The 25,505-nt window shown below is 76.1% G+C and carries 21 protein-coding genes and 2 pseudogenes; 3 read left to right on the top strand and 20 right to left on the bottom strand.

Annotation, left to right across the window (positions count from 1 at the left end; genetic code table 11):
* Positions 1 to 70: 70 nt before the first annotated feature.
* A complete protein-coding gene (locus HL189_RS11495; RefSeq protein WP_369133831.1) occupies positions 71 to 2,197 on the bottom strand; it encodes an EAL domain-containing protein in 2,127 nt (708 codons plus the stop codon).
* A 67-nt stretch (positions 2,198 to 2,264) separates the two neighbouring features.
* Entirely contained in the window at positions 2,265 to 3,086 is an 822-nt protein-coding gene (locus HL189_RS11490) for a glycerophosphodiester phosphodiesterase (RefSeq protein ID WP_369133830.1), read from the bottom strand.
* Positions 3,087 to 3,249: 163 nt separating this feature from the next.
* Here HL189_RS11490 and HL189_RS11485 point away from each other — a divergent pair, with 163 nt between their 5' ends.
* Positions 3,250 to 3,549, top strand: a complete 300-nt coding sequence (locus HL189_RS11485; protein WP_369133829.1) for a hypothetical protein — start codon at positions 3,250 to 3,252, stop codon at positions 3,547 to 3,549.
* Between the two features lie 6 nt (positions 3,550 to 3,555).
* Here HL189_RS11485 and HL189_RS11480 read toward each other — a convergent pair whose 3' ends face one another.
* The 11 genes from HL189_RS11480 to HL189_RS11430 form a co-directional block, all read right to left on the bottom strand.
* Entirely contained in the window at positions 3,556 to 5,211 is a 1,656-nt protein-coding gene (locus tag HL189_RS11480) for a bifunctional 3'-5' exonuclease/DNA polymerase (RefSeq protein ID WP_369133828.1), read from the bottom strand.
* 40 nt (positions 5,212 to 5,251) lie between these two features.
* The gene (gene ggt / locus HL189_RS11475; protein ID WP_369133827.1) at positions 5,252 to 7,078 is read right to left on the bottom strand and encodes a gamma-glutamyltransferase; all 1,827 of its coding nucleotides are present in this window, start codon (positions 7,076 to 7,078) and stop codon (positions 5,252 to 5,254) included.
* A gap of 70 nt (positions 7,079 to 7,148) precedes the next feature.
* Positions 7,149 to 7,691 (bottom strand): AAA family ATPase, encoded by a 543-nt coding sequence (locus HL189_RS11470; RefSeq protein WP_369133826.1) that lies wholly within the window; start codon positions 7,689 to 7,691, stop codon positions 7,149 to 7,151.
* Positions 7,692 to 7,731: 40 nt separating this feature from the next.
* Positions 7,732 to 8,703, bottom strand: coding sequence for an SMC-Scp complex subunit ScpB (gene scpB, locus HL189_RS11465; protein ID WP_369133825.1), 972 nt, complete (start codon positions 8,701 to 8,703; stop codon positions 7,732 to 7,734).
* Positions 8,700 to 9,521 carry a ScpA family protein gene (locus tag HL189_RS11460; RefSeq protein ID WP_369133824.1) on the bottom strand — a complete coding sequence of 274 codons (822 nt, stop codon included), beginning with the start codon at positions 9,519 to 9,521 and terminating at the stop codon, positions 8,700 to 8,702. Before HL189_RS11460 ends, scpB begins: the two co-directional genes overlap by 4 nt.
* Before the next feature lie 112 nt (positions 9,522 to 9,633).
* Positions 9,634 to 10,080, bottom strand: coding sequence for a hypothetical protein (locus tag HL189_RS11455; protein ID WP_369133823.1), 447 nt, complete (start codon positions 10,078 to 10,080; stop codon positions 9,634 to 9,636).
* 151 nt (positions 10,081 to 10,231) lie between these two features.
* Positions 10,232 to 11,119, bottom strand: coding sequence for a ParA family protein (locus tag HL189_RS11450; RefSeq protein ID WP_369133822.1), 888 nt, complete (start codon positions 11,117 to 11,119; stop codon positions 10,232 to 10,234).
* A gap of 226 nt (positions 11,120 to 11,345) precedes the next feature.
* A complete protein-coding gene (xerD, locus tag HL189_RS11445; protein ID WP_369133821.1) occupies positions 11,346 to 12,254 on the bottom strand; it encodes a site-specific tyrosine recombinase XerD in 909 nt (302 codons plus the stop codon).
* Between the two features lie 53 nt (positions 12,255 to 12,307).
* On the bottom strand, positions 12,308 to 13,423 hold the full coding sequence (gene ald / locus HL189_RS11440) for an alanine dehydrogenase (protein WP_369133820.1): 1,116 nt from the start codon (positions 13,421 to 13,423) through the stop codon (positions 12,308 to 12,310).
* A gap of 146 nt (positions 13,424 to 13,569) precedes the next feature.
* Complete coding sequence (locus HL189_RS11435; protein WP_369133819.1) at positions 13,570 to 14,109, bottom strand: dihydrofolate reductase family protein; 540 nt, start codon at positions 14,107 to 14,109, stop codon at positions 13,570 to 13,572.
* Complete coding sequence (locus tag HL189_RS11430; protein WP_369133818.1) at positions 14,106 to 15,041, bottom strand: helix-turn-helix domain-containing protein; 936 nt, start codon at positions 15,039 to 15,041, stop codon at positions 14,106 to 14,108. The genes HL189_RS11435 and HL189_RS11430 overlap by 4 nt, the downstream gene beginning before the upstream one ends.
* Positions 15,042 to 15,166: 125 nt before the next feature.
* On the opposite strand from HL189_RS11430, the gene HL189_RS11425 reads away from it, so the two are divergent.
* A complete protein-coding gene (locus HL189_RS11425) occupies positions 15,167 to 15,787 on the top strand; it encodes a hypothetical protein (RefSeq protein ID WP_369133817.1) in 621 nt (206 codons plus the stop codon).
* 11 nt (positions 15,788 to 15,798) lie between these two features.
* Here the strand turns inward: HL189_RS11425 and HL189_RS11420 are convergent, their stop codons facing one another.
* On the bottom strand, positions 15,799 to 16,212 hold the full coding sequence (locus HL189_RS11420) for a heme-binding protein (protein ID WP_369133816.1): 414 nt from the start codon (positions 16,210 to 16,212) through the stop codon (positions 15,799 to 15,801).
* Between HL189_RS11420 and HL189_RS11415 the strand changes: the two are divergent.
* Positions 16,203 to 16,487: pseudogene (locus HL189_RS11415) on the top strand (hypothetical protein); the annotation flags it as partial. The gene HL189_RS11420 and the pseudogene HL189_RS11415 overlap by 10 nt on opposite strands.
* Before the next feature lie 650 nt (positions 16,488 to 17,137).
* Here HL189_RS11415 and HL189_RS11410 read toward each other — a convergent pair.
* From HL189_RS11410 to murJ, 6 genes and pseudogenes are all read right to left on the bottom strand, one after another.
* A pseudogene (locus HL189_RS11410) lies at positions 17,138 to 17,905 on the bottom strand (serine/threonine-protein kinase); the annotation flags it as partial.
* A 133-nt stretch (positions 17,906 to 18,038) separates the two neighbouring features.
* Complete coding sequence (locus HL189_RS11405) at positions 18,039 to 18,644, bottom strand: NUDIX domain-containing protein (protein ID WP_369133815.1); 606 nt, start codon at positions 18,642 to 18,644, stop codon at positions 18,039 to 18,041.
* Complete coding sequence (locus HL189_RS11400; protein ID WP_369134095.1) at positions 18,644 to 20,356, bottom strand: CTP synthase; 1,713 nt, start codon at positions 20,354 to 20,356, stop codon at positions 18,644 to 18,646. Before HL189_RS11400 ends, HL189_RS11405 begins: the two co-directional genes overlap by 1 nt.
* On the bottom strand, positions 20,340 to 22,703 hold the full coding sequence (locus HL189_RS11395; protein WP_369133814.1) for a hypothetical protein: 2,364 nt from the start codon (positions 22,701 to 22,703) through the stop codon (positions 20,340 to 20,342). The genes HL189_RS11400 and HL189_RS11395 overlap by 17 nt, the downstream gene beginning before the upstream one ends.
* Positions 22,700 to 23,860: a glycosyltransferase family 4 protein gene (locus HL189_RS11390; protein WP_369133813.1), complete on the bottom strand. Its 1,161-nt coding sequence runs from the start codon at positions 23,858 to 23,860 to the stop codon at positions 22,700 to 22,702. Before HL189_RS11390 ends, HL189_RS11395 begins: the two co-directional genes overlap by 4 nt.
* A gap of 3 nt (positions 23,861 to 23,863) precedes the next feature.
* Positions 23,864 to 25,486: a murein biosynthesis integral membrane protein MurJ gene (murJ, locus tag HL189_RS11385; protein ID WP_369133812.1), complete on the bottom strand. Its 1,623-nt coding sequence runs from the start codon at positions 25,484 to 25,486 to the stop codon at positions 23,864 to 23,866.
* Between the last annotated feature and the right edge of the window lie 19 nt (positions 25,487 to 25,505).

The following is a 25,505-nucleotide window of genomic DNA, read 5'->3' as shown; positions in this document are numbered from 1 at the left end:
TGTCGGTCTCCGTCGTGGACGGCGACAGTCCAGCGGGAGGCACTGAGAACCCACTGAGAGCCCGCGCGGATCAGCCGCCGGCGTCCCCGGGTGCCAGCGTCAGGGGCACCTGGGCCGGCGGCGCGGGCGGGGCGAGCAGGAACCCGCTGGCCGAGTCGACGCCCAGGGCCCGGAGGGCGCTCAGCTGCTCAGGGGCCTCCACCCCCTCCGCGATGACGTGCGCACCGATCGCGTGGGCCAGCGTCACGATGCCGGAGAGCACCGCGCCACCGCGGGCCGTGCCGAGGTCGGCGACGAACGACCGGTCGATCTTGATCACGTCGATCGGGCAGGCGGTGAGCCGGGCCAGCGAGCTGTACCCGGTGCCGAAGTCGTCGATCGCCACGGCCACCCCCATCGCCCGGACCTCCTGCAGCGTCCGGATGAGCCGGGACGCGTCAGCCAGGGTCGACTCGGTGACCTCGATGCCCAGCCGCTCCGCCGGCAGGCCGGCCCGGGCCAGGCGGGCGGCCAGCAGCTCCGCGAGACCCGAGACCGCGAGCTGCTGCGGGGAGACGTTGACCCACACCCGCAGGCCCGGCACGTCCGCCCAGCACGCGGCCTGCTCGACGGCGCGCGCCAGGACCCACTCCCCCACCCGGTGGATCAGCCCGGACTCCTCCGCCACCGGGATGAACTCCTGCGGCGGGAGCAGGCCGCGGACCGGGTGCCGCCAGCGCACCAGGGCCTCCACGTGCGTGGCCGCGCCGCCGCGCAGGTCGTAGGCGGGCTGGTAGTCCACCACCAGTTCTTGCCGGAACAGGGCGTCGCGGAGGTCGCGCTCGGTCTCCACGCGGCGCACCGACTGAGCGTGCATGTCCTCGTCGAACCAGGCGAGCTGCTCCCGGCCGGCGTCCTTGGCGCGGTACAGGGCGGCGTCGGCGTCCCGCAGCAGGCTGTCCAGGTCCGCGCCGTCCAGCGCCGTGGCGAGCCCGATGCTGGCGGTGACCAGCAGCTGCGGACCCACCTCGACCGTCTCCCGGCTGGCCGCGATCACCTGCTCGCCCAGCGCCCCGGCCTCCTCCGCGGACACGCCCACCATGGCCACCACGAACTCGTCGCCGCCGAACCGGGCCACCAGGTGCGCCGGCTCGGCGAGGTCCCGCAGGCGGTTGGCGAACACGGCCAGCAGCCGGTCGCCGGTGCCGTGACCGAAGCTGTCGTTGACCAGCTTGAACCGGTCCAGGTCGATGAACATGACCGTCAGGCGGTCCCCCGGACGGGCCGCCAGCAGCCGGTCGACCTGCTGCAGGAGCCCGGTCCGGTTCAGCAGCCCGGTCACCTCGTCGTGGGTGGCCTGGTGCGCCAGCTCCTGCTGGGCCTGCTCGGCCTCGGCCCGCGCGGCGCGCTCCGCGGCGAGCAGGCCCTCACGTTCCTGCTCCGCCTCCCGCCGCCGGGCGACGTCCCGGAAGTAGATGCCGATGCCGCCCCGGCGCAGCGGGTAGGCGCGCACCTCGCACCACAGGTCGGCCGCCGCGTAGTGCGCCTCCACCGTCGTGGGGCGGCCGGTGGCCGCCGCGCGCCGGTGGGCCTCCTCGAACGGCGAGCCGAGCAGGGTCGGGAAGGCCTGCCACAGGTCGCCGCCGAGGACCTGCTGCCGGGTCACGCCGAGCCGACGCTCGGCCTGGCCGTTGATGTAGGTGATCGTCCAGTCGGCGTCGACGCCGATGTACATGTCGCTGATCGCCTCGAGGCTGTCGACCACCTCGGCCGCGGCCCGCCGGTCGTCCACGGTCCGGACCGCCTCCGCCTCCTCGGCGCTCAGGTCCCGGAAGCTGACGTACGCGCGGGGGGTGCCGCCCTCGAGGTAGGCGGCGCTGGTGACCTCGGCCGGGAAGGCGGACCCGTCCCCCCGCTGCATCCGGAGGAGGCCGCGGAAGGCGCCGGTGCGTGCTCGGGTCTCCACGGCCGCGGCCCACCGCGGGTCGGACGGGTCGGCGATGCCGCTCCGGCCGAGCCGGACCAGCTCGTCCTCGGACCGGCCGAGCAGCTGGCAGGCGCGCGCGTTGGCCCGCAACACCCGCCCGTCGGGCCAGCCCACCAGGACGCCGTCGAGGGCGTGCGCGAACAGCGCCTCGTAGAAGCTGCCGGGCAGCGGTGCCTGCGGCGGTGCTCCGGCCACGGCCTGGGCATCGGCAGGAGCGGCGTCCGCGTTCATCCGGCTCAACGATAGAGGGGGCAGGACGCACGCCCGCTGTCGGTCTGGTACCCAGCGTGGCGGTCGCTCAGGTCGAGGAGAGGACGGCGAGCGCGCCGGGAACCGAGTCGACGACCACCGCGTCGGCGCCCGCCTCGACCAGCAGCCGGGCCGAGTCCACGTCGGGGCACCACACGAGCAGCTGCCGGCCGCAGTCGTGCAGGTGCGACAGGGCCCGCTCGACGGCGGCCGTGTCGACCGCGGCGTCGAGTGCGGTCTCGAACGCGGCGCCCGCCCTGCGGGCCCGGGGGTCCCGGGCCAGCGACCCGACGTGCAGGGCGAGGACGTCGACGTCCATGTGCGCGCAGCCGGCCACCGCCGTCTCCAGCGGGAACTGCCGCCAGGTCAGCCACGCCAGGGACACCCGCGGCGCCGACGAGCGCACCCGGTGGAGCGCGGCCGGGTCGAACGACGAGACCAGCACCCGTCGGCGGGTGGCCTCGGCCGCCACCACCGGTCCGAGCAGTCCGGCCGCGGTCCGGGACGGCGGGCGCAGGCTGTCGTCGATCGGGGACTTGAGGTCCACGTTGACCCCGACGCCCGGGGGCAGCCGTTCGAACAGGGAGCTCAGGCGCAGCGCCCCGTGCCGGTCGGCCGCTGCGGCGGTGAGCCCGGAGACGGAGCTGCCGTCGGGGTAGACGGGGTCGTGCGCGATCACCAGGACGTCGTCCAGCGTCCGGCGGACGTCGACCTCCACCCAGCGCAGCCCGAGCTCGGCGGCCGCGGCGAAGGACGCGAGCGTGTTCTCCCGGTGGCCGGACACCACACCCCGGCCCAGACCGCGGTGCCCGATGACGGCGGGGGTGCCGCCGAAGACGTCGACGGCGGAGCGCACGCCGGAGCGCGTCATGACGTCGTCCCCCTGGGCGGCGATGGTGCCCGGACGCGGCCGATCCTCCCCCTCCCGGCCGTTGCCCAGGCCACCTGCCTGCCTCCGTACTTCCCCGGGCGTGTCGCGGCTCCGCCCCGCAGGTCCCCCGGTCGGTGGCCGGTCCCGCGGGCACACTGGGGTGGTGACCGCTCCCCCGTTCGACGCGCCGACGGCGGCGCGCGGGCTCGTCCGCCTGCTCAACACCGCCGGCGGCCGGGTGCTGTGCCTGGCCGGGGAGGTCGACGCGGCCGCCGTCGACTCCTTCCTGCGGCGGTACGGGCGTGAGCCGGTGCCGGTCGACGGCATCGACGCGGGCTCGGTGACCGGTCTGTCCGGTCCGGCGCTGGAGCTGCTGCGCGACCACCTCGACGCGGCGGGCCGGGCCGGCCGGCCGGTCGCGCTGCGGCGGTCCCCGCTGCTGTCGCACGTGCTGGCCGGCTGACGCGGGTCAGTCCGCGTCGGCCCAGGACCGGACGACGGCGACGTCGAGCGGGAAGTCCACCGGGAACGAGCCGAACAGCAGGCGGCCCGCCTCGGCCGCGGCCCGGCGCACCTCGGCGGCGACGTCGTCGGCGAGCTCCTCGGGGGTGTGCACGACGACCTCGTCGTGCAGGAAGAACACCAGGTGCGGCCGCTCCTCCACCCGGCCCGCCGCCCGCAGCCGCCACAGCCGGTTGCGGAGGTCGGCCAGCCAGCACAGCGCCCACTCCGCGCCGGTGCCCTGGACGACGAAGTTGCGGGTGAAGCGTCCCCAGGCGCGGCGGTGCCGGTCCAGCTCGTCGCGGGGGCCGGCGTCCTCGGGCGGCTCGCCGAGCCCGACCGCGCGCTCCGCCCACGCGCCGGTGGGGCGCGGGGAGCCCCGGCCGAGCAGGGTGTGCACCACCTCGCCCCGCTCGCCCGCGCGGGCGGCCTCCTCCACCAGCCCGATCGCCCGGGGGTACCGGCGGGTCAGCCGCGGCATCATGCGCCCGCTCTCGCCCCGGGTGCCGCCGTACATCGCGCCGAGCATCCCGACCTTGGCCTCGGCCCGGGTGGCCACCGCCCCGCCGGCGACCATGCCCTGGTAGAGGTCGGTCGAGCGGGCCGCCTCGGCCATCGCCGCGTCCCCGCTCATGCCGGCGAGCACCCGCGGCTCCAGCTGGGCGACGTCGGCCACGACGAACCGCCAGCCCTCGTCCGCGACCGCCGCCGGCCGCACCTGCGTGGGCACCGACAGCGCGCCGCCGCCGTTCGACGCCCAGCGCCCGGTGACCACCCCGCCGGGCACGAACCACGAGCGGAACCGCCCGCTGCGCGCCCACGTGTCGAGCCAGGCCCAGCCGTTCGCGGCCATCAGCCGGGCCAGCTTCTTGTACTCCAGCAACGCCGGGACGACGGGGTGGTCCAGCTGCTCGAGCGTCCACGAGCGGGTGTCGGTCACCGGCAGCCCGGCGGTCTGCAGGGCCCGCAGCAGCGCGCCGGGCGAGTCGGGGTTCAGGTCGGGGGCGCGCAGGGCGGTGCGGATCTCGGCGGCCAGCCGCTCGAGCACCGCCGGTCGCTGCCCCGCCACCGGGCGGGGGCCGAGCAGCTCGGCGAGCAGGGCCTCGTGCACGTCGGCCCGCCAGGGCAGCCCGGCGGAGGTCATCTCGGCGGCCGCCAGCGCCCCCGAGGACTCGGCGGCCAGCAGCAGCCCGAGCCGTCCGGCGTGCCGGGAGGCCGCCACGGCGGCCTGCTGGCGGTCGAGCTCGGCGACCGGGTCGAGCCGGTCGGCCGGGTCGTCGAGGGGGAAGAGCGCGGAGTCCGTCCCGGTCACCGGCGCCAGCGCGTCCCAGCCGGCGGTGTCCTCGCCGGTGAGCAGGGCCTGGTCGACGAACGGCGAGCGGCGCAGGACGGCGTGGGCGAGCCGGAGGTCGGTGCAGCGCTCGACCCGGACGCCGTCCGCCAGCAACCCGGGATACCACCGGGTCGTGTCGTCCCACACCCAGCGCACGGGCGACCGCTCCCGCTCACGGACGAAGGCCGCGAGCTCCTCGGCGGCGAGCCGGGTGACCGTCGGAGGGTGCGCGCCGGGCTCCCCCGCCTCGACCACGCCCTGGCTCCGGCGCACGAGGACGATCCGGTTCACCCCGGCAGTGTCGCCGAGGGCAACGACAACGCGCCGCCGGTCACCCGAGGTCCGGCGCCAGCCCGTCCGCCTCCACCAGGACGTCCTGCACCACCCCGGCGCTGCCACCGCCGCGCCGTTCGGGCTCCGCGGCGGCGAGCAGCAGCCCGCCGGGGAGGAGCTCGATGCCGGTGGCCGCCCCGATCTCCGGCGTCGGGGTGAACGCGTGCCCGAGCGCGGTGAGCTGCGGGCCGTGCGCCTCGATGAACCCGGGCTCGGCCTGGCCGGCCGCCGCGTTGCGCTGGCTGGCCCGGGGCGCGGCGATCGCGTCGAGGAGCGACAGGTCCCGGTCGACCCGACCGACCAGCGTCTGCAGCACCGTCGTGATGATCGTCGCCCCGCCGGGGCTGCCGAGGGCCAGCACCGGGGCGCCGTCCTGCAGCACGATCGTCGGCGCCATGCTGCTGCGCGGTCGCTTGCCCGGCGCCGGCAGGTTCGGCTCGGGCGTGCTGACGTCGGCGGGTGCGAAGGTGAAGTCGGTCAGCTCGTTGTTGAGCAGGAACCCGCGGCCGGGCACGGTGATGCCGCTGCCGCCGGTCTGCTCGATGGTGAGCGTGTAGCTGGCGACGTTCCCGTCGGCGTCGGCGACGGTGAGGTGCGTCGTGGAGGGCCCTTCCTGGCCGGCCGGCGGGGTTGCCGCGGCCTCGGCAGGGCACGGGCCGTACTCGCCGTCCGGGTCGCCTGCGGGGAGCGGCTTGGTCAGGGCGCGGTCCGGCGCGATGCCGCAGGCGCGCTCGGCGGCGAACTCGTCGGACAGCAGCTCGGCCAACGGGACCTGGACGTGGGCAGGGTCGCCGACGTAGGCGTTGCGGTCGGCGAACGCCAGCGCGCTGGCCTCCAGGTAGTGGTGCAGCGCGGCGTCCTCGGGCACGTCCGCCAGCGGGAAGCGCTCCAGGACGTTGAGCGCCTCCCCCACGGTCGAGCCGCCGCTGGACGGCGGCGCCATCCCGTACACCTCCAGGCCCCGGTACTCGATCCGGGTCGGCTCGCGCACGAGTGCCTCGTACCGTTCGAGGTCGCCGAGCTCGAGCAGGCCCGCCCGGACCGGGGCGGTGCCCGGCGCCTCCGTCGGGTCCTGCGCCGTCCGGACGACGTCCTCCGCCAGCGCCCCGGAGTACATCGGCTCGACGCCCTCGGCAGCGAGCAGCTCGTAGGTGCGCGCGAGGTCGGGGTTGCGGAGCCGGGTGCCCACCTCGGGCAGGGCGCCGCCGGGGAGGAACAGCTCCACGGTGGCCGGGAAGCGGCGGAACTTCTCCTCGTTCTCGGCGGTCTGCTGGCGGAAGGTCTCGTCGACGACGAAGCCCTCGTCGGCCAACCGGGTGGCGCCCGCCAGCGCCTCGGACAGCGGGAGGGTGCCGAACAGCTCCAGCGCCCGCGCCCAGGTGAGCGGGGTCCCGGGAGTGCCCACCGACAGCCCGCTCTGGACCGCCTCCTGGAACGGCAGCGGATCGCCCTGCTCGTCGAGGAACGCGTCCGCGCCCATCGCGAGCGGCGCGGTCTCCCGGCCGTCGATCGTGGACACGGTGCCGGTCGCGGCGTCGTGGTAGACGAAGAACCCGCCGCCGCCGATGCCGGCCGAGTAGGGCTCGGTGACCCCCAGCGCGGCGGCCGCGGCCACCGCGGCGTCGGCCGCGTTGCCGCCGTCGGCGAGCACCTCCAGGCCGATCCGGGTGGCGTCGGGGTCGACGGTGGCGACCGCTCCACCGGTGCCGATGGCGAGGGACCGCTTCTCGGGGAGCGGCTCCTGCGCGGCTGCCGGGCCCGCCGCGGCGATGCCTCCGGCCACCAGCGTGGCCAGCGCGAACAGGGACGTACGGCGACGCGGCACGGCAACTCCTCGGCGGGCGGAGACGGGCAGGCCCCATCGGACACCCGGGGACGCCGTCCCGCCATCGGGCTCAGCCCGTGATCAGCTCCTCGAGCGTGAGCCGAGCGGCTGCTTCCCGGTCCACCGTGGTGACGTGCTCGGTGCCGACCAGGCTCGGCCGGGCAGAGGCCCACCGGACGGCGTGCCGGCGCATCGCCCGTGCCGAGAGGGCGCGGCCGCGAGCGGCCTGCCCTTGCTCGGCTTGCTCGCGGGAGGCGTCGAGCAGCACCAGCCGGACCCGGCGGCCCGCGTCACGGGCCGCTTCCTGCACGGTGGTGCGCCATCGGGCGCTGGTCCAGGGGTCGGTGAGGACGACGACCGGAGTACCACCGCGGATGCCCCGGAGGACCCGCAGTCGGTGCCAGGCGTGCACGCACGGCCGCAGGACGCGGTAGGGCAGGCGGACCCCCGCCCTGCGCAGCCGCTCGGTGACCTGCTCGGAGTCGTAGCCGCGGACGCCGGACACCTCCTGCGCGAGGAGGCGCCGCACGAGCGTCGTCTTGCCGCTGCCGGGCAGCCCACCGACGACGAGGAGGACCCTGCTCTGCTCGTCCGCGCTGAGGGGTTCCTCCATGAGCGTTGCTGTCTGCACGGTGCCTCCCGACGGTCGTCTGTCAGCATCGACGACTCCCCTGGACGCACCCCGTGTCCTGGCTGGACCTCGGCTGTGAAGCGTCAGGGTGCTCGTCGAGGACGGTGCTCGTCTCCGGCAGCAACGGCGCCAGCGGGGGCAGCTCGTCGAGGCCGGTGAGCCCCAGCCGCTCCAGGAACAGCGGCGTCGTCACGTACAGCCCGCCACCGGTGTCCGGATCAGAGCCGGCCTCCCGGATGAGGCCACGGGTGACCAGCGTCCGGACGACGGCGTCCACGCCCACCCCGCGGATCGCCGACACCCGGGCCCGGGTCACCGGCTGCCGGTAAGCGATGACCGCCAGCGTCTCCAGGGCCGCCTGGGTCAACCGGCTCCGCTGCCCCTCGAGCAGGTGGCGCTCCACCACCGGCGCGAAGTCCTCCCGGGTGTAGATGCGCCAGCCCTCCCCCACCCGGCGCAGCGTGATGCCGGCCCGGCGCTCGTCGTACTCGGCGGCCAGGGCGGCGAGCTCCCGGCGCACCCGCGGCACCGGACAGCGCAGCGCGGCGGCGAGCGACACCTCGTCGATCGGGGCGTCGACGACGAACAGCAGCGCCTCCAGCCCACCCCGCAGGTCCCCGACGTCCAGCGGCAGCTCGTCTCGCTCGGGCTCCTCCGGAGCGGCCGCCTCCTCCACCCGGGCCTCCGGCTCGGGCACGACGATCAGCTCCACCGGCACCCGCGGGGCGCGCTCCAACGGCGCGGCCGGCGCCTCCTCGACGGTGGCGGCCTCCTCCGTGGCCGCCGGGTCCGCGGGAACCGGGCGCGCCGCGGCGGGATCCTCGGCCGGCGCGGCGGCGGGCGCGCGGAGGTCGGCGGCCAGCCGGGCCGCCACCGTGTCCCAGCCCTCCGCCGCGACCTCGTCGTCCTCCTGGCCGGCCGTCAGCTCCGCCGCAGCCAGCTCGGCCGCCAGCTGGTCCCAGGAGAAGGACCGCGGCTCCTCGGGCTCGCTCACGAGTACTCCTCCACGCGTTCGTCCACGTCCTCGTCGACACCCGGCAGCCGGCCGTCGACCAGCGGCGGACCGGTCCACCGCACGTGCAGCTCGCCCAGCGGCGTCACCTGGTCGAAGGTGACCAGCTGCTGCCGGTACAGCTCCAGCAGCGCGAGGAACCGGGCGACCACCTCCAGCGTGTGCGCGCAGTCGCCCGACAGCGCGCGGAACGTCGCCGTCCCCCGGGCGGCGAGCCGGCTACGGACCAGCACCAGCTGCTCGGTGAGGCTGACCGGCGGCGCGTGCAGGTGCGACACGCTGACCGTCGGCGGCGGCTTCGGGGTGAGCGCCTGCGCCGCGAGCGTCGCGAACTGCTCCGGGGAGATCCCGAGCAGGACCTCCGGGATCAGTTCGGCGAAGCGCGGCTCCAGCGCGACGTCCCGCGGGAAGCGCCGCGCGGCGTCGGCCTCCCGGCCGCGCAGGAACGCCGCTGCCTGCTTGTACGCGCGGTACTGCAGCAGCCGGGCGAACAGCAGGTCACGCGCCTCGAGGACGGCGAGGTCGTCCTCGTCCTCCACGTCCGCGGCGGGCAGCAGCCGGGCGGCCTTGAGGTCGAGCAGCGTCGACGCCACGACGAGGAACTCGCTGGCCTGGTCCAGGTCCAGCTCGTCCCCGAGCGCACGCAGGTGGGCGATGAACTCGTCGGTGACCTTCGACAGCGCGATCTCGGTGACGTCGAGCTTGTGCTTCCCGATCAGCTGCAGCAGCAGGTCGAACGGGCCCTCGAAGTTGGTCAGCCGGACGGTGAACCGCCCGTCGCCCGCCTCCTCCGTGGTCACGCAGGTGAGGGTAGGTGCGGGCACCGACGGGACCCGGGCGCGCACGGTGCGGACGGGACCCCTGCAACTCCAGGGACGTGATCCGCAGCGCCCCGGACCCGAGGAGCGGGCGTCAGTGCTTGCGGAGGCGGCGCACGAGGACGGAGTCCTCACCGTGCAGCTCGTAGTCCGAGAGAAGCACCGCGATCGCCTCGCGGACGATCCGGCCGCGGTCGGCGACGACGCCGTGCTGCCCGCGCAGCGTCAACCGCGCCGACTCCAGGGCCAGCAGCTCCTCGGCCGAGCAGTAGACGGTGATCTTCTCCTCGTGGCGCGTGCGGCCCTTCTCGGTGCGCGCCCGGACCGGCTTCGGCGCGGGCGTGGGCAGCGCCGCACGGTGGGCGGCCAGCTCGTCGACGACGATCCGTGACGCGCCCCCGGCGACGTCCGGCACCAGCGTGAGCGGTGGCGCTCCCGGCTCCGGCGCGGACGTCGCGGTCACCGGCGGAACCGGGGCCGGGTTGTTGCCGCGCAGGGCCGGCGACGACTGGGCGGCGGCCAGGCTGGGCAGCTCGGTCACCGCCGACTCCTGGGACGCCGGGTTGTCGGTCCGGCGGAACAGCTCGTTCGCCCCCGGGAGAACAGGGCGCCGTGTCACACGGTCACCTCGCTGGCGCTCGGCGCACGCGTGACACCGTGTGCTGGGTTGATCGGTGAGCTCGCGAGCTCGCTCACAGTGCTATGACCTCCTTGGCCAGGTCCCGGTACGCGGCCGCACCGGTCGACGACGGGGCCCACGTGGTGATCGGCTGACCGGCGACCGTGGTCTCCGGGAAACGCACCGTGCGGGTGATGACGGTCTGGAAGACGGTGTCGCCGAACGCCTCGACGACCCGGCTGAACACCTCGCGGCAGTGCACCGTACGGGAGTCGTACATGGTCGCGAGGATCCCGGAGATCTCCAGCGACGGGTTGAGCCGCTCCTTGACCTTGTCGATCGTGTCCACGAGCATCGCCACGCCGCGCAGGGAGAAGAACTCGCACTCCAGCGGGATGATCACGCCGTCGGCGGCGGTCAGCGCGTTCACGGTCAGCAGGCCGAGCGAGGGCTGGCAGTCGATGAGCACGTAGTCGTACTCGTCCCGCACCGAGGCCAGGATCCGGGTCAGGGTCTGCTCGCGGGCGACCTCGCTGACCAGCTGCACCTCGGCGGCGGACAGGTCGATGTTGCTCGGCACCAGGTCCAGCCCGGCGATGCCGGTCTGCACCCGCACGTCGGCCAGCGAGGTGCCGCGCTCCATCAGCGCGTTGTAGATCGTCCGGTCCAGGTGCTGCGAGGGGACGCCGAGGCCCACCGACAGCGCACCCTGCGGGTCGAGGTCGAGCAGCAGCACGCGGCGCCCCTGCTCCACCAGCGCCGCACCCAGGTTGATGGTCGACGTCGTCTTGCCGACGCCGCCCTTCTGGTTGCACATCGCGATGATCTTCGCCGGGCCGTGCGTGGCCAGCCGCGGAGGGGTGGGCAGCGGGCGCTGACGGGCCCGGGCAGGGTCGAGACGGCTGGCCGGGGCGCCCATCTCGCCGCCGCGGGCCGGGTCCCCGACCTGCGGGAGTGCCATGGCGGAACCCGCAGCCTCGGCTCGTGTCGACATCGCTGCGCCTCTTCCCTAGGTGTGCGGCCGGCGGCATCTGCCGGTCGACGGTCCCGTGCCCGCCGGTCGGTGGGCACGTCGGGAGCCGTGCAGGTCCGGCGGGGGGAAGCCGCGGTCCGTTCTCCCGACGTTCTTCTCGGCAGTCCCGCCCCCGAACCGAACCACCTCCCGGGAGGTGATCTGGGCGGCGGTCTCAGCGCAGCGCGCGGGGGTGGCTGGTGGCGTACACCTCACGCAGCCGCTCGACGGTGACCAGCGTGTACACCTGCGTCGTCGTCACCGACGCGTGGCCGAGCAGCTCCTGCACGACCCGGACGTCGGCGCCGCCGTCGAGCAGGTGGGTGGCGAAGGAGTGCCGCAGCGTGTGCGGGGACAGCTCGACGTCCAGCCCGGCCCGCTCGGCCGCGCTGCGCAGGATCGACCAGGCGCTCTGCCGGGTCAGCGGCCCGCCGCGGGCGTTGAGGAAGAGCGCGCCGCCACGCGCTCCCGGGCGTCCCTTGGCCGCCAGCGCCGGCCGGGCCCGCACCAGGTAGTCCTCGACGGCGCGGACGGCGTAGCTCCCCACCGGGACGACGCGCTCCTTGCCGCCCTTCCCGGCCAGCCGCACCGCCGCCGACGCCAGGTCCAGGTCGTCGACGGCCAGCCCGACCGCCTCGGAGATGCGCGCCCCGGTGCCGTACAGCAGCTCCAGCAACGCCCGGTCCCGCAGCCCGCGCGGCCCCTCCAGCGCGGCGGCGGTCAGCAGGGTCTCGATCTGCTCGACGGTGATCGCCTTGGGCAGCCGGCGGGCCGGGGCCGGCGGGCGGACCTCCGCGGCGACGTCGTCGGGCACCAGACCGTCGAGCAGCGCGAACCGGTGCATCCCCCGCACCGCGACCACCGCCCGGGCCGCGGAGGTGGCCGACAGCGGCGGGTGGTCGTCGTCCCCCTGCCGCAACGCGACGAGGAACGCCGCGACGTCGGACTCCCCCACCTCCCCCAGCCCCCGCACGCCCGTGGCGGCGAGGAACTCGGCGTACCGGCGGAGGTCACGCCGGTAGGAGGCGATGGTGTTGGCGGCGAGGCCGCGCTCGACGGTGAGGTGGTCGAGGTACCCGGTCACCACCCTCTCGACGGCGGGGCCCGGGGCCGCGCGCGGCGCGGGGACGACGGCGGTCAGGACAGCACCTCCGTGACCTGCTTCCACGGCAGCCCGTGCGCCTCCGCCACGCTGGCGTGCACCAGGTGCCCGTCCACGACGTTGACCCCGCGGGCCAGCGTCGGGTCGGCGGCCACGGCGGCCGCCGTCCCCTGGTTCGCCAGGGCGAGGACGTAGGGCAGCGTGACGTTGGTCAGCGCGTAGGTCGAGGTGTGCGGCACCGCGCCGGGCATGTTCGCCACGCAGTAGAAGACCGAGTCGTGGACGCCGTACGTCGGGTCGTCGTGGGTGGTGGGACGGGTGGCCTCGAAGCAGCCGCCCTGGTCGACGGCGATGTCCACCAGCACCGTGCCCGGCTTCATCCGCGCCACCAGGTCGTTGCTGACCAGCGTGGGTGCCTTGGCGCCGGGCACCAGCACCGCGCCGATCACCAGGTCGGCCTCCAGCACCGCCCGCTCCACCTCCAGCGCGTTGGAGGCGACGGTCTGCAGGTGCCCGCGGTAGAGCCGGTCGGCGGCGCGCAGCTTCTCCAGGTCCCGGTCGAGCACGGTGACCTGCGCCTGCATGCCCAGCGCGATCGTGGCGGCGGCCATCCCCGACACCCCGGCGCCGAGGACGACGACCTTCGCCGCGTGCACGCCGGACACCCCGCCGAGCAGCACGCCGCGCCCGCCCTGGGCCCGCTCGAGGGTGTGCGCGCCGACCTGCGGGGCCATCCGCCCGGCGACCTCGGACATCGGCGCCAGCAGCGGCAGCGCCCCACCGTCGAGCTGCACCGTCTCGTAGGCGACGGCGGTGGTGCCCGAGGCGAGCAGCGCGTCGGTGCAGGCGCGCGAGGCGGCGAGGTGCAGGTAGGTGAACAGGGTCTGCCCGGCGCGCAGGCGGGCGTACTCCTCCTCGATCGGCTCCTTGACCTTCAGCAGCAGGTCGGCGGCATCCCAGACGTCGTCGGCGCTGGGCACGATGCGCGCCCCGGCCGCCACGAAGTCCGCGTCCGGGATCGACGACCCCGCGCCGGCGTCGTGCTCCACGAGCACCTCGTGACCGGCGGCGACCAGCTCGGTGACCCCGGACGGCGTCAGGGCGACCCGGTACTCATGGTTCTTGACCTCTCGAGCGACTCCCACGTGCACGGTGCGACCCCTGTCCCCGGTGCGGCGCCCCCGGGTCACGGGAGAGCCGCGGCGTCATTGCCGGCCCGGTCGGGACCGGTGGTGATCGGAGTCTGGCACGCGGGACCCGCCCCGGGGGTCACCGAACGGGGTGAACACGGGCCGGGTCAGGCGGGCGGCTCGCGTCGGACGGCGAAGCGGATGCAGGCCAGCTCGCCGTTGCGCTCCACCTCGCGCACCTCCAGCTCGATCCGGCGCGGCAGCAGGGGCGCACCGCCGCCCAGGGTGACCGGCGCGATGGCCACGACGACCTCGTCGAGCAGGCCGGCGTCGGCGAACTGCCCGGCCAGGTCCCCGCCGCCGACCACCCACACGTCCCTGTCCGGCCCGGCGGCCTCGACCATGGCGGCGTGCTCCCGCGCGACCTCGCCGGCGGTGAACCGGAGGTCCGCGCCGGCGATCGGGGCCAGCTCCCGGTGGGTGAACACCCAGGCGGGCTTCTCCGGCATCCAGTCGGGGTCGTGCTCGCGGACCCACAGGTACGTCGTCGCGCCCATCGCCATCGCGCCGACGCCCTGGATGAACTCCTTGTAGCCCATCGGCCCGTTCTCGTCGGTCTCCCGGGAGAGCAGCCAGTCCAGCGAGTTGTCGGGATCGGCGATGAAGCCGTCGAGCGAGGTGGCGGTGTAGAAGACGGTGCGGGTCACGGGGTCCTCCTCCGGAGCCATTCGATCGGGTCCCCGGTGTCGACCGGGACACCGGCCTGCCGGAGCCAGTGCCGGGCCAGCAGCCGGCGGTGGGCGCTGAACGTGAGCACGTGCGCCACCACGCTCCCGAGCACGAAGGACTCGGGCGGGTCGCACAACGCGTCGACCAGCCGGTCGCCCCACGCGCCGCGGCGGGAGACCTCCCGCACCGCGGCCAGCCAGCGCGGCGCGACGGCGTCGTGCCGGGCCAGCAGGGCGCCCGGGTCGTCCCCGCCCTGGGCCGGGAGGTCGGCGCCCTCCACGGAGGCCAGCCACACCTCCGTCGTCCGGACCAGGTGGGCCAGCACCGCGGCGACTGACTCCTCCGGCCCGTCCCACGGGAGCACCTGCAGGCCGGGCGCCCGCGGCATCCGGTACTCCGCGTCCGGCACCCCCTTGACCGTGTCCAGCAGCGCACGGGTGTCCTCGAGGTCGTGGTGGACCAGCAGCGCGGTCACCTCGTCCCCGCTGCGGTGGCCCTGCTCCTCGGCCACCCACAGCGAGGTCGGCGGGTGGAAGTGGATGCCGTTCGGCGCGGGCAGCCAGTGCTCGTCGCGGGTGCGCGGGCCGACCAGGTGTCCCGGGGTGTGCCCGTAGGCGCGGGCGAACGCGCGGCTGAACCCCTCGACGGACTCGTAACCGGCGGCGAAGGCCACGTCGGTGACGCTGCGCCCCTGCCGGAGCTGCCAGGCCGCGCGCTCGAGCACGACGCGCCGGCGGAGCGCGACGGGTGACTCACCCGCGCCCCGGGCGACCTGCCGGCTGAAGTGCCACGGGGACGCGAACGCGTCCCCGGCCATGTCGGTGAGCGTGTGGTTGTCCTCGTCGAGCACGGCGTCGAGCAGCTCGCGGAGCCGGTCGCGCCCGGCGGGCACCTGCTCGTTCTCGGCCATGCGCAGAGTCTGGCCGTGGTCCGCCGCCCGGTGCCCGACCGTTCTTGCTCAATGCCCCCGATCGCCGTCCGGACGGCGGTGCCGCACCATGCCGGGGACCGTCCCCTCGACTCCGGAGCCGCCCGATGCGCCTGTACGCCGACCGCCCCGACCGCCGCGCCCGGCAGCTGGCCGGCGACCTGGGCCTGCTGGTCTGGCTGGTGCTGTGGGTCCTGGTGGCCCGCACCGTCCACGACGCGGTGCTCGTGCTCGCCGAGCCGGGCCGGGCGGTGGCGGAGCTCGGCCGCTCGGTGTCGGAGTCGATGGGCAGCGCCTCGGGGGTGGCCGAGGACGTCCCGGTGGTCGGCGACGAGCTGGCCTCGCCCTTCGACGCCCTCGGCCGCGCCGGGGCGTCGGTGACCGGGGCGGGTCAGGACACCGAGAACGCCGTGCAGACCCTCGCGGCGGTGCTCGCCGTCGTGCTCGTCGTGCTCCCGGTGGGCTGGCTGCTGCTGCGCCGGCTGCCCGCGCGGCTGGGCTGGGCGCGGGAGGCCGGGGCCGTCGACCGGCTGCTCCGGTCCGGCGCCCCGGGGGCGCCGGACCTCGAGCTGCTCGCCGCCCGGGCGATGGCCACCGCGCCGCTCGCCGAGCTGGCCCGGCTGCCGGCGGGGACCGGGGCGGGGTGGCGGGCCGGCGACCCCCGCGCGGTGCGCGCCCTGGCCGAGGTCGAGGCCCGCCGGCTGGGCGTGCGGCTGCCCGCCGGCTGAGGCCGGCGGGGTCAGTCGACGCTGAAGCCGCTGGCCGCCACGGCGGCCGCGCAGACCTCCTCGTCCTGCTTGCCGGTGCCGCCGCTGGCGCCGAGGGCGCCCACGAGCTGCCCGTCGGAGTACACCGGCACCGCGCCGGTCTGCGGGGTGTACCGGCCGTTGGTCATCGTGGTCAGCGCCGCGGCGAAGTTCGGCATCGGCTCCATCTTCGACTTCTGCGCGTCGCTGGGGGCGCCGTAGGCGGCCGCCGTCCAGGCCTTGCCCTGGGCCACGTCGGTGGAGATCCACGGCGCGCCGTCCATGCGCACCAGCGCCAGCAGGTGACCACCCGGGTCCATGACGGCGAAGGACATCGGCACGCCGAGCTTCGTCGACTCCTCGCGGGCGGCTTGCAGCAGGGACAGGGCCTGGTCGTGTGTCAGCACCCCGACACCGTTCCAGGCCCGGGGTCGGCGGGGCAACTGCGGGGGGTCACCCCTCGCTGGTGGTGTGCGACGGCTCCGAGCCGTCCGACTCCTCCTCGCCGGACTCCGAGGAGGACGGCGGGGGGTCGTCGTCACCGCTCTCCGTCGGCTCCGAGCCGTCGGAAGGATCCGTCCCCGTGGCCGGCGCGGAGCTCTCCGGCGGGGAAGGCTCCGGCGCGGAACTCTCCGGCGCCGAGGTCTCCGGTACCGAGGTCTCCGGCGCCGAGGTCTCCGGTGCCGAGCTCTCCGGTGCCGAGGTCTCCGGCGCCGAGGTCTCCGGCACCGAGCTGGTCGGGGTCTCCGGCTCCGGCGCGGCCGCGGGGGTGGACGGCAGCACCTCCGCCGCCGTGGTCCGCTGCGCCCGCTCGACGGCGACCGTCGGGGGCTCGTCGGCCGGCTCCGGCTCGGGCGCCGGCGCGGACGGCGCGGCGACCGCGACGGACAGGCGCACCAGGTCCCCTGCGGTCAGCTCCTCGCCCACCGGCTCCAGCCCGATGACGGTCCCGGGGACGGCCTCCGGCGCCACCTCCCGCCGCTCCTGGACGATCAGCCCGAGCGCGGACAGCTCCCGCGCCACGTCAGCGGCGGGCCGGCCGAGGTGGTCGTCGAGGTCCAGCACGATCGGGGCGACGGTCGGGGACTGCTCCGCCACGGCCCCCGCCGTCCCGGTTCCCGGATCGGGGGTCCGGCCCAGCAGCAGGACGGCGACGCCCAGCCCGAACGCGACCGCGAGCGCCGCGGCGACCACGGCCGGGACCCACCGCCGGGTGGCCACCGGGGGCCGCCGGACGTCGACCGTGGGCGCCGGGTCCTCGTCCGGCGGCCGCCCCTGCCGGACGCGGTCGATCGCGGCCACGAAGGCGTCGGCGTCCGGTGGCCGTTCCCGGGGGTCCCGCGCCACGGCGACGTCCACCAGGTGCCGGACGCCGGAGGGCAGCTCCGCGGGCAACGGCTCGGGCTGCTCCTGGACGTGCTTGAGGGCGATCGTCAGCGGGTTGTCGCCCTGGTAGGCGGCGTGCCCGGTCAGGCACTCGTAGCCGACCAGCCCGAGGGAGTACACGTCGCTGGCCGGGCTAGGCGGGCGGCCGGCCACCTGCTCCGGGGCCACGTACTGCGGGGTGCCCACGACCTGACCGGCCTGGGTGATGTGCGCGCTGCCCGCCGACCAGGCGATGCCGAAGTCGGTGATCTTCACCCGACCGCCCGGCTCGACGAGGATGTTGCCGGGCTTGACGTCGCGGTGCACCAGCCCCGCGTGGTGCGCCTCCGCCAGCGCGAGGGCGGTCTGCCGCAGCACCGACAGGGTGGCCTCGGTGCCGAGTGCCCCCTCCCGCAACCGGGTGGACAGCGGCTCGCCGTCCACCAGCTCCATCACCAGGTAGGCGAGGTGCTCACCGTCCGCGTCGTCCACCTCGCCGTAGTCGTACACGGCCGCGATGTTCGGGTGGCTCAGCGAGGCGGCGTGCACCGCCTCGGCCCGGAACCGGGCGAGGAAGGTCGGGTCGGCGGTGTACTCGCTGCGCAGCACCTTCACCGCGACCGGGCGGCCGAGCAGGGTGTCCCGGGCCCGCCAGACCTGGCCCATCCCGCCCGCGGCGATGAGCGCCTCGAGCTGGTAACGGCCGCCCAGGACCCGCGGACCTCCCTGCCCCACGATGGGCCGCTCCTCGTTCGCCGGGCAGGCCGGGGTCGAGGGCCCGGGCCTGCGGCCGCGGTGCGCGCGCCGCTCCCCTCAGTGTCCCCCCGGGCCGCCACCACCACACGCGCCGGGAGCGCCGGGCGTGGCGTCAGCTCTCGTCGACCGGACGCAGCCGCGGTGGCACGGCGCGGGCCCGGGCCGCGGCCAGCAGGCCGATCACCGCCGAGGCGTTGCGGATCGTGCCGTCGAAGACCTGCTGCACTGCCTCGTCGAGCGGGATCCGCTCGACGGTCATGTCCAGCTCCTCGTGCTCCACGGTGAACCCGTCCGGCCGGCGGACGTCCGACAACCCCTCGGCCAGGTAGACGAGCACCTGCTCGTCGCAGAAGCCGGGCGTCGAGTAGCTGGTCACCAGCAGCGACCAGCGCTCGGCGGCCAGCAGCGCCTCCTCGGCGAGCTCCCGCTTCGCGGTCTCCAGCGGCGGCTCGCCGTCGGCGTCCCGCAGGCCGGCGGGCAGCTCCCACAGCCGGTCGGCCACCGGGTGGCGGTACTGGCGCACCAGGACGACGCGGTCGTCGTCGTCCAGCGCGACGATCGCCACCGCGCCCGGGTGCCGGACGACCTCGCGGACGCTCTCCCCGCCTCCCGGCATGGCGACGGTGTCCCGGCGCAGCGAGATCACCCGCCCGCTGTAGACCTCCTCGCTGCCGAGGAGGGCGTACTCGTGCGGCTCGTGGTCACCGGGGGCGGCCATCAGATGCCCACCGGCTCCTCGGCCGGCACGGGCAGCCGCGCGGAGTCCTGGTGGGTGGCCGCGGCCTGCACGAACGCGGCGAACAGCGGGTGCGGCCGGGTGGGCCGGCTCTTGAGCTCGGGGTGCGCCTGGGTGCCCACGAAGAACGGGTGGACCTCGGCGGGCAGCTCGGCGAACTCGACCAGCGTGCCGTCGGGCGAGGTGCCGGAGAAGACCAGCCCGGCGGCGGACAGCCGGTCGCGGTAGGCGTTGGCCACCTCGTACCGGTGCCGGTGCCGCTCGGTGATCTCGTGGGCACCGTAGGCCGCGGCCACGACCGACCCCTTCTGCAGGTGGGCGGGGTAGCTGCCCAGCCGCATGGTGCCGCCCATGTCCCCGCGCCCGGCGACGACGTCGAGCTGGTCGGCCATCGTGGAGATCACCGCGTCGGGCGTCTCCGGGTCGAACTCGGTGGAGTTGGCCCCCTCGATGCCGGCCAGGTCGCGGGCGGCCTCGATCACCATGCACTGCAGGCCCAGGCACAGCCCCAGGGTCGGGATGCCGTTGGTTCGGGAGTGCCGGATCGCGCCGAGCTTGCCCTCGATGCCGCGCACCCCGAACCCGCCGGGGATGCACACGCCGTCGACCCCGGCCAGCGCGGCGGCGGCGCCCTCGGGGGTCTGGCAGTCGTCGGAGGGCACCCAGCGGATGTCGACCCGGCAGCGGTGCGCGAACCCGCCGGCCCGCAGCGCCTCGGTCACCGACAGGTAGGCGTCTGGCAGGTCGATGTACTTGCCGACCAGCGCGACGGTCACCGTCTGCTTCGGCTCGTGGACCCGGTCCAGCAGGTCGCCCCACACCGTCCAGTCGACGTCCCGGAAGGGCAGGCCCAGCCGGCGGACGACGAAGGCGTCCAGGCCCTCCCGGTGCAGCACCTTCGGGATGTCGTAGATCGACGGGGCGTCCGGGCAGGAGATCACGCCCTCGGCCTCCGTGTCGCACATCAGGCTGATCTTGCGCTTGAGGTTCTCGCTGATCTCCCGGTCCGACCGGCAGACCAGGGCGTCGGGCTGGATGCCGATGCTGCGCAGCGCCGCCACCGAGTGCTGGGTCGGCTTGGTCTTCAGCTCGCCGGAGGGGGCGATGTAGGGGATCAGCGAGATGTGCAGGAAGAAGCAGTTGTCCCGGCCGATCTCGTGCCGCACCTGGCGGGCGGCCTCGAGGAAGGGCAGCGACTCGATGTCGCCGACCGTGCCGCCGATCTCGGTGATGACCACGTCGACCCGGTCGGCGGTCTCGGCGCCGGCGAGGATCCGGGCCTTGATCTCGTTGGTGATGTGCGGGATCACCTGCACGGTGTCCCCGAGGTACTCCCCACGCCGCTCCTTGGCGATCACGTCGGAGTACACCTGGCCGGTGGTCACGTTGGCCCGGCCGTCGAGGTCGGTGTCCAGGAAGCGCTCGTAGTGCCCGATGTCCAGGTCGGTCTCGGCGCCGTCCTCGGTGACGAACACCTCCCCGTGCTGGAACGGGTTCATCGTCCCCGGGTCCACGTTGAGGTAGGGGTCCAGCTTCTGCATGGTGACGCGCAGGCCGCGGCTGGAGAGCAGTGCCCCCAGCGAGCTCGCCGTCAGGCCCTTGCCCAGGGACGACACGACGCCGCCCGTGACGAAGACGAACTTCGTCGGCTGGGAGTTGGGGAGAAGAAGACCGCGGTCACGTCGTTCTGCCAGTCGACCCACGGACGCCCACGTTAACACCCGGGTCGCCCACGGCCCGGCCGGGACCGGGCGCACCGTCCGCCGCGCGCCCGGTCGCCGCCAGGTGCACCAGCAGCGGCACCAGCAGCGCTGCCGCGGTGGCGGGCACCGCCACGCCGCTGTCGTTGACGAGCGCGCCGATGGTGAGGCTCAGCGCCGCGGCCGTCAGCCCGGCGCGCAGCACCCGCACCTGCGACGGGGGCAGCTCCGCGGCCGGCCGGTCGGCGCTGCTGCGCAGCAGTCCGCCGGGCCGCAGCAGCCACACGGCGGCGACCAGCGCCACCAGCAGCATCCAGGACAGCGCGCTGCCGACCAGGATCGAGATGTTGGCCTCGGCCTTCCGGCCGATCACCGTCCACGCCTGCCCGTCGATCACCTGGCCGACGAACCGGCCCAGGTGCGTGCGCTGCGCGGCGGGCCGCAGCCAGTCCAGGACGGCGACCGATCCGACGACGACCACCGCCGCGCCCACGACGGCGACCAACCGGACCACCGTCACCCGCACCCGGGCCAGCAGCATGCCCAGCACCAGGAAGCCGGGGACGAGGGCCAGCACCCCGCCGAAGTCCCGGCCCAGGGACGGCGCCCCGACCAGGACCACGCACAGCGCACCGGCCGCGAGCACCGGCAGCAGCCAGCGGCGCCGTCCCGGCCCGGTGCCGGCGACCCGCGCCGCGAGCGCGGCGGTGAGCAGCAGCGCGCTGACCGACAGCAGGCCGAGGGACAGGTTCCCGTAGCCGGTGAAGCGGCCGGCCACGACGGCGTCGTAGCCGAGCAGGCCGTCCAGCTCGAGGTGCGACCCGGTGAGCACGTCCGCCACGAGGGTGGCCAGCGTGACGGCCAGGACGGCGCCGGGCGGGCCCAGCCGGCTGCGGCGCCACGGGCCGCCCACGGCGACCGCGGTCACCCCGACGTCGGCCAGGAGCACCGCCGCCGCCATCGCGAGCCGCGGAGAGCCGGCGCGCTCCCACGGGAGCAGGTTGGCCAGGTAGGTGGACACCGGCAGCGCCGCCACCGCGAGCGACGCCAGCCGCAGCGCGCGCACCACGGCCGGGACCGGCCGCCGGCCGCGCAGCCCCCGCAGCGGTCCCGGGAGCCGGCCGCGGTCCCAGCCGCCGAGGGTGAGCACGGCGAGGCCGACCAGCGCCCCGTTCAGGACGACGAGGACCCAGTAGAACGTGCCGGTGCTGCGGTGGTGCTCCACCGCCCGGGTGTTCACGTCGGCCAGCTCGGCCAGCGCCGTGGCCAGGTCGGGCCGGGGACCGGCGACACGCAGCGGCTGCCCGTTCATCGACGCCGGGACGTCGAGCTGCAGTGCGCCGAGCACGGTGGGGGCCAGGTCGATCAGCTGGGCGAAGGGAGCCCGCCCGGTCGACGCCGAGGCGAGCCACCCGGCGGGCAGCCCCGGGGCGCTGGCCAGCCCGACGTGCAGCTGCGGCCGTCCGCCGCCCACCTCGGAGATCCCCGCCAGCAGCAGGAGCGTGTCGCCGGGGACCGCGGCCACCGCTTCGCGCAGCAGCCCGACGGCCTGGTCGACCTCGGCGAGGGCGGTGGCCCGCCGCGCGGCGTCCCCCTCCACGTCCTCGGTGTCCGGGCCGAGGCGGGCGAGCTGGTCCAGGGCGACCACCGTCAACGGGCAGTCCGCGAGCATCGCGGCGGTCGTGCCGGCGTCCTCCGGCAGCGTGTCGCTGACGGCGAACCGCGCCTGCTCCCCTGCGACGGCGAGGGCTGCGGCGCGGCCGACCGCGGTGCTGCACGGGACCGCCTCCCCCAGCGCGCCCGGCACGGCGCCGAAGCGACCGGTGGCCGGGTCCGCGGCGATCCGTGCGGCGGTCCGCTGCGGGTCGTCGAGGCCCACCCGCGCCACCTGCTCCTGGTACCCGCAGCCGGTCAGCACCGGCTCGAAGGTCTCCTCGCTCGGCGCCGCCGAGGACTCGTCAGGGGTGCCAGGGGCGGCATCCTGGTCCGGCAGTGGCGCGCTGGGCAGCGGCACCGGCGGCACGGTCTCGTCCGGCGACGGGTACCGCGCGCGGTTCCCGGCCCCGAGGCTCGCCCAGCCGTCGAGCTCGCAGGTGGTCGACCGCGCGGCGCGCACCGACAGCGCGGCGAGGGCTGAGCCGTCGGCCAGCTCCCACAGCTCGTGGGTGCGTTCGCGGTCGAGGTCCTCCCACGTGAGCCCGGCGACACCGATCACCAGGACCCGGTCGGCCTGCCAGCCCGCGGCCGGGTCGTCGGCTGCGGCCGCCGGGCCGGCGAGCAGGCCCAGGACGGCCAGCAGCACCGTGAGGACGACGCCCGGGCGCCGGACCCCGGAGCTCACCGGTCCGCTCCGCCCCGGCGGTCCAGCAGCTCGGCGTACAGCTCGACCAGCTGCCGGGCGGTGGCGGCCTCGTCCGGCCAGGTCGCCGCCTGACGCGGGCCGGCGGCACCCAGCCGGGCGGTGCGCTCGTGGTCGGTCAGCACGCCGGTGACCGCCTCGGCCAGCGCGGCGGCGTCCCCGACCGGGACGAGCTCGGCGGCGTCGCCGACCAGCTCCGGGATGCCGCCGACCCGGGTGGCCACCAGGGGCGTGCCGGCCCGCAGCGCCTCCTGCGCGGTCAGCGACCGCGCCTCCCACACCGAGGGCAGCACGCACACGTCGGCGGCGCCGAGCAGGTCCGCCACGTCGGTGCGCCGGCCCAGCAGGCTCACCGGCAGCTGCTCGGCGCGGATGCGGTCGGACAGCTCGTCGTGCAGCGGGCCGTCGCCGGCGATGACCACCAGCGGCGCCGGGCTCAGCCGGGGATCGGCGACCCAGCGGTGCACGGCGTCGAGCAGGACGTCGTAGCCCTTCTGCGGGTGCAGCCGCCCGACCGCGACGACGAGCGGCCGCGCGTCGCCGTCCAGCCCCACCTCGCGGCGGACCTCGGGCCGCGGCCGTTGCGGCCGGCCCAGCGGCGGGGCGGCGACCGGGGCCACCCGCACGTCCCGGGCGCCGAGCCGGCGGGCGTTCTCGGCCAGGTCACCGGAGGCGGCGAGCACGACGTCGGCTCCGCGGACCGTCGCCAGCTCGGCGGCCTGCAGCACCTGCCGGCGCGCGCCGCCGCCCCCGGGCAGCGCGTTGTGCAGGGTGAGCACCAGCCGTGGCGCCCGGGTGCCGGGCATCCGGCGGGCGGCCGCCGCGACCAGCCCGGCGCGCAGGCCGTGGGCGTGCACCAGGCCGGCGCCGGCCGTCGCCCGCCGCAGTGCCAGCACCGCCCGCAGGTCGGCGGCGGGAGCGAGGCCGGCGGAGATCTCGACCGGGCGGAAGTCGGCTCCGGTGGCGGTGAAGCCGAAGAGCTCCTCGGTGGCGCGCGGGCCGCACACCCGCACGGAGGCCCCCGCCCGCCCCAGCGGGACCAGCAGCGAGCGCAGGTGCGTGCCGACCCCGCCGGTGCTGGTCGCCAGCACCTCGGCGATCCGCCGGTCGGCCAGCGGACGCCCCTGCTGCTCAGCCACCTGTCACCTCTCGCCGCCCGTTCCGCGCAGCCCGCGCACGGCCGCGGTCAGCGGCCCGCGGGCGGCTCCCATCATGACCACTCCGGCCACCACCAGCACCACCCCTCCGGCGCCGAGCCCGGTGCCCACCACCGCGAGCATGCCGCCGCGGGGCACCGGGGAGGCGCCGAGCGCCTGGGCCGTCCACAGCCCGGCGACCGCGGCCAGCGCGGCGGCGGCCACCGCGAGGAGGCCGGTGCGCAGCAGGCCGGCCAGCGCCCCGGCGCCGGCGGCCCGGGCGGTGACCGCCAGCAGCGCCAGCCCGGCGACGGTGACGCCGATGCTGTGCCCGGCCGCGAGGGCCAGGCCCCGGTCGGCGGCCGGCAGGACGGCGGAGAGCACCAGGTCGGCGGCGGCCGCGACCAGCCAGCCCCCGGTGACGCACACCGTCGGCGCCAGCCACAGCCCGCGGGCGTAGAGCGCCCGGGTCAGCACCGCGACCAGGCCGTAGCCGACCAGGCCCAGCGCGAAGGCCGCGATCGTGCCCTGGAGCGCGGCCGCGGCGCGGGCGTCGTCCCCGGACACCAGGAACAGCCGGGCGACCGGCCCGGAGGTCGCCACCAGCCCGGCCGCCGCGACGGCGGAGCCGACGACGGTCAGCACGGTCACCGGCGCCAGGGCGGACCGGTAGCCGACCTCGTCGCCCGCCTCGGCGCTCGCGCTCAGCTGCGGGTACACCGACGTGGCGAGCGGGACCGCCACCGCTGCCCAGGGGAGCAGGAACACCGCCATGCCGGCGAGGTAGACGACCTGGGTGCCCTCGGGCGCGCCGGCGTTGGCCAGCCGGATCGCGACCAGCGCCACGAGCTGCTGCCCGGCGAGGGTGACCACGCCGGCGATCGCGAGCCTGCGCACCCGCGGCGCGACGCCGACCGGGAAGCGCAGCGCGGGCCGGAGGCCGAGGTGCAGGCGGCGCAGCGGGAGGAGCAGCGGCAGGGTCAGCGCGACGACGCCGAGGGTCGTCCCCACCCCGAGCACCAGTTCCGCGGTACGGCTGAGGTCCTCCACCGACCGGCCGCCGTCCACGACGGCGAAGACCAGGTACGCCCCGGCCACGACCACGGAGGAGACCAACGGCACGATCGCCGGGCCGACGAAGCGCCGGTGCGCCTGGAGGATCCCGGTGAACACGATGCCCAGCCCGTACAGGACCACCTGCGGGGCGAAGACCACCAGGAACCGGGCGGCGAGGTCGACCTTCGCCGGGTCGGCCGCGTCGCCGCCGAGCAGTCCCGCCGCGATCGGCCGGGCGAGCACGGCGAGCAGCACCGCGACCGGCACGAGCACCAGCAGGGTCCAGCCCAGCAGCGCCGACGCCGTCCGGCGGACCTGCTCCCGGTCCCCGACGGCGATGCCCCCGGCGAGCATCGGCACCACCAGGCTGGCCAGGGCGCCCCCGGCGACCACCTCGTAGACGATGTTGGGGATGTTGTTGGCCGCCAGGTAGGTGTCACCGGTGCTGCCCGCGCCGACCGCGTTGGTGAAGACCAGGGTGCGGCCGAACCCGGCGAGCCGGGCCAGCAGGGTGAGCACGGAGATCAGCAACGCGGCCCCGGCGACGCCCAGGGCGGCCCGCCGCGCGGTCACCACCGTGCTCCGTCGCGTG

The sequence above is a fragment of the Modestobacter sp. I12A-02662 genome (assembly GCF_041028325.1).
In the GTDB taxonomy this organism is placed as follows: domain Bacteria; phylum Actinomycetota; class Actinomycetes; order Mycobacteriales; family Geodermatophilaceae; genus Modestobacter.
The sequence above is the reverse complement of the archived record's forward strand: the minus strand, read 5'-3'. Positions and strand labels throughout refer to the sequence as shown.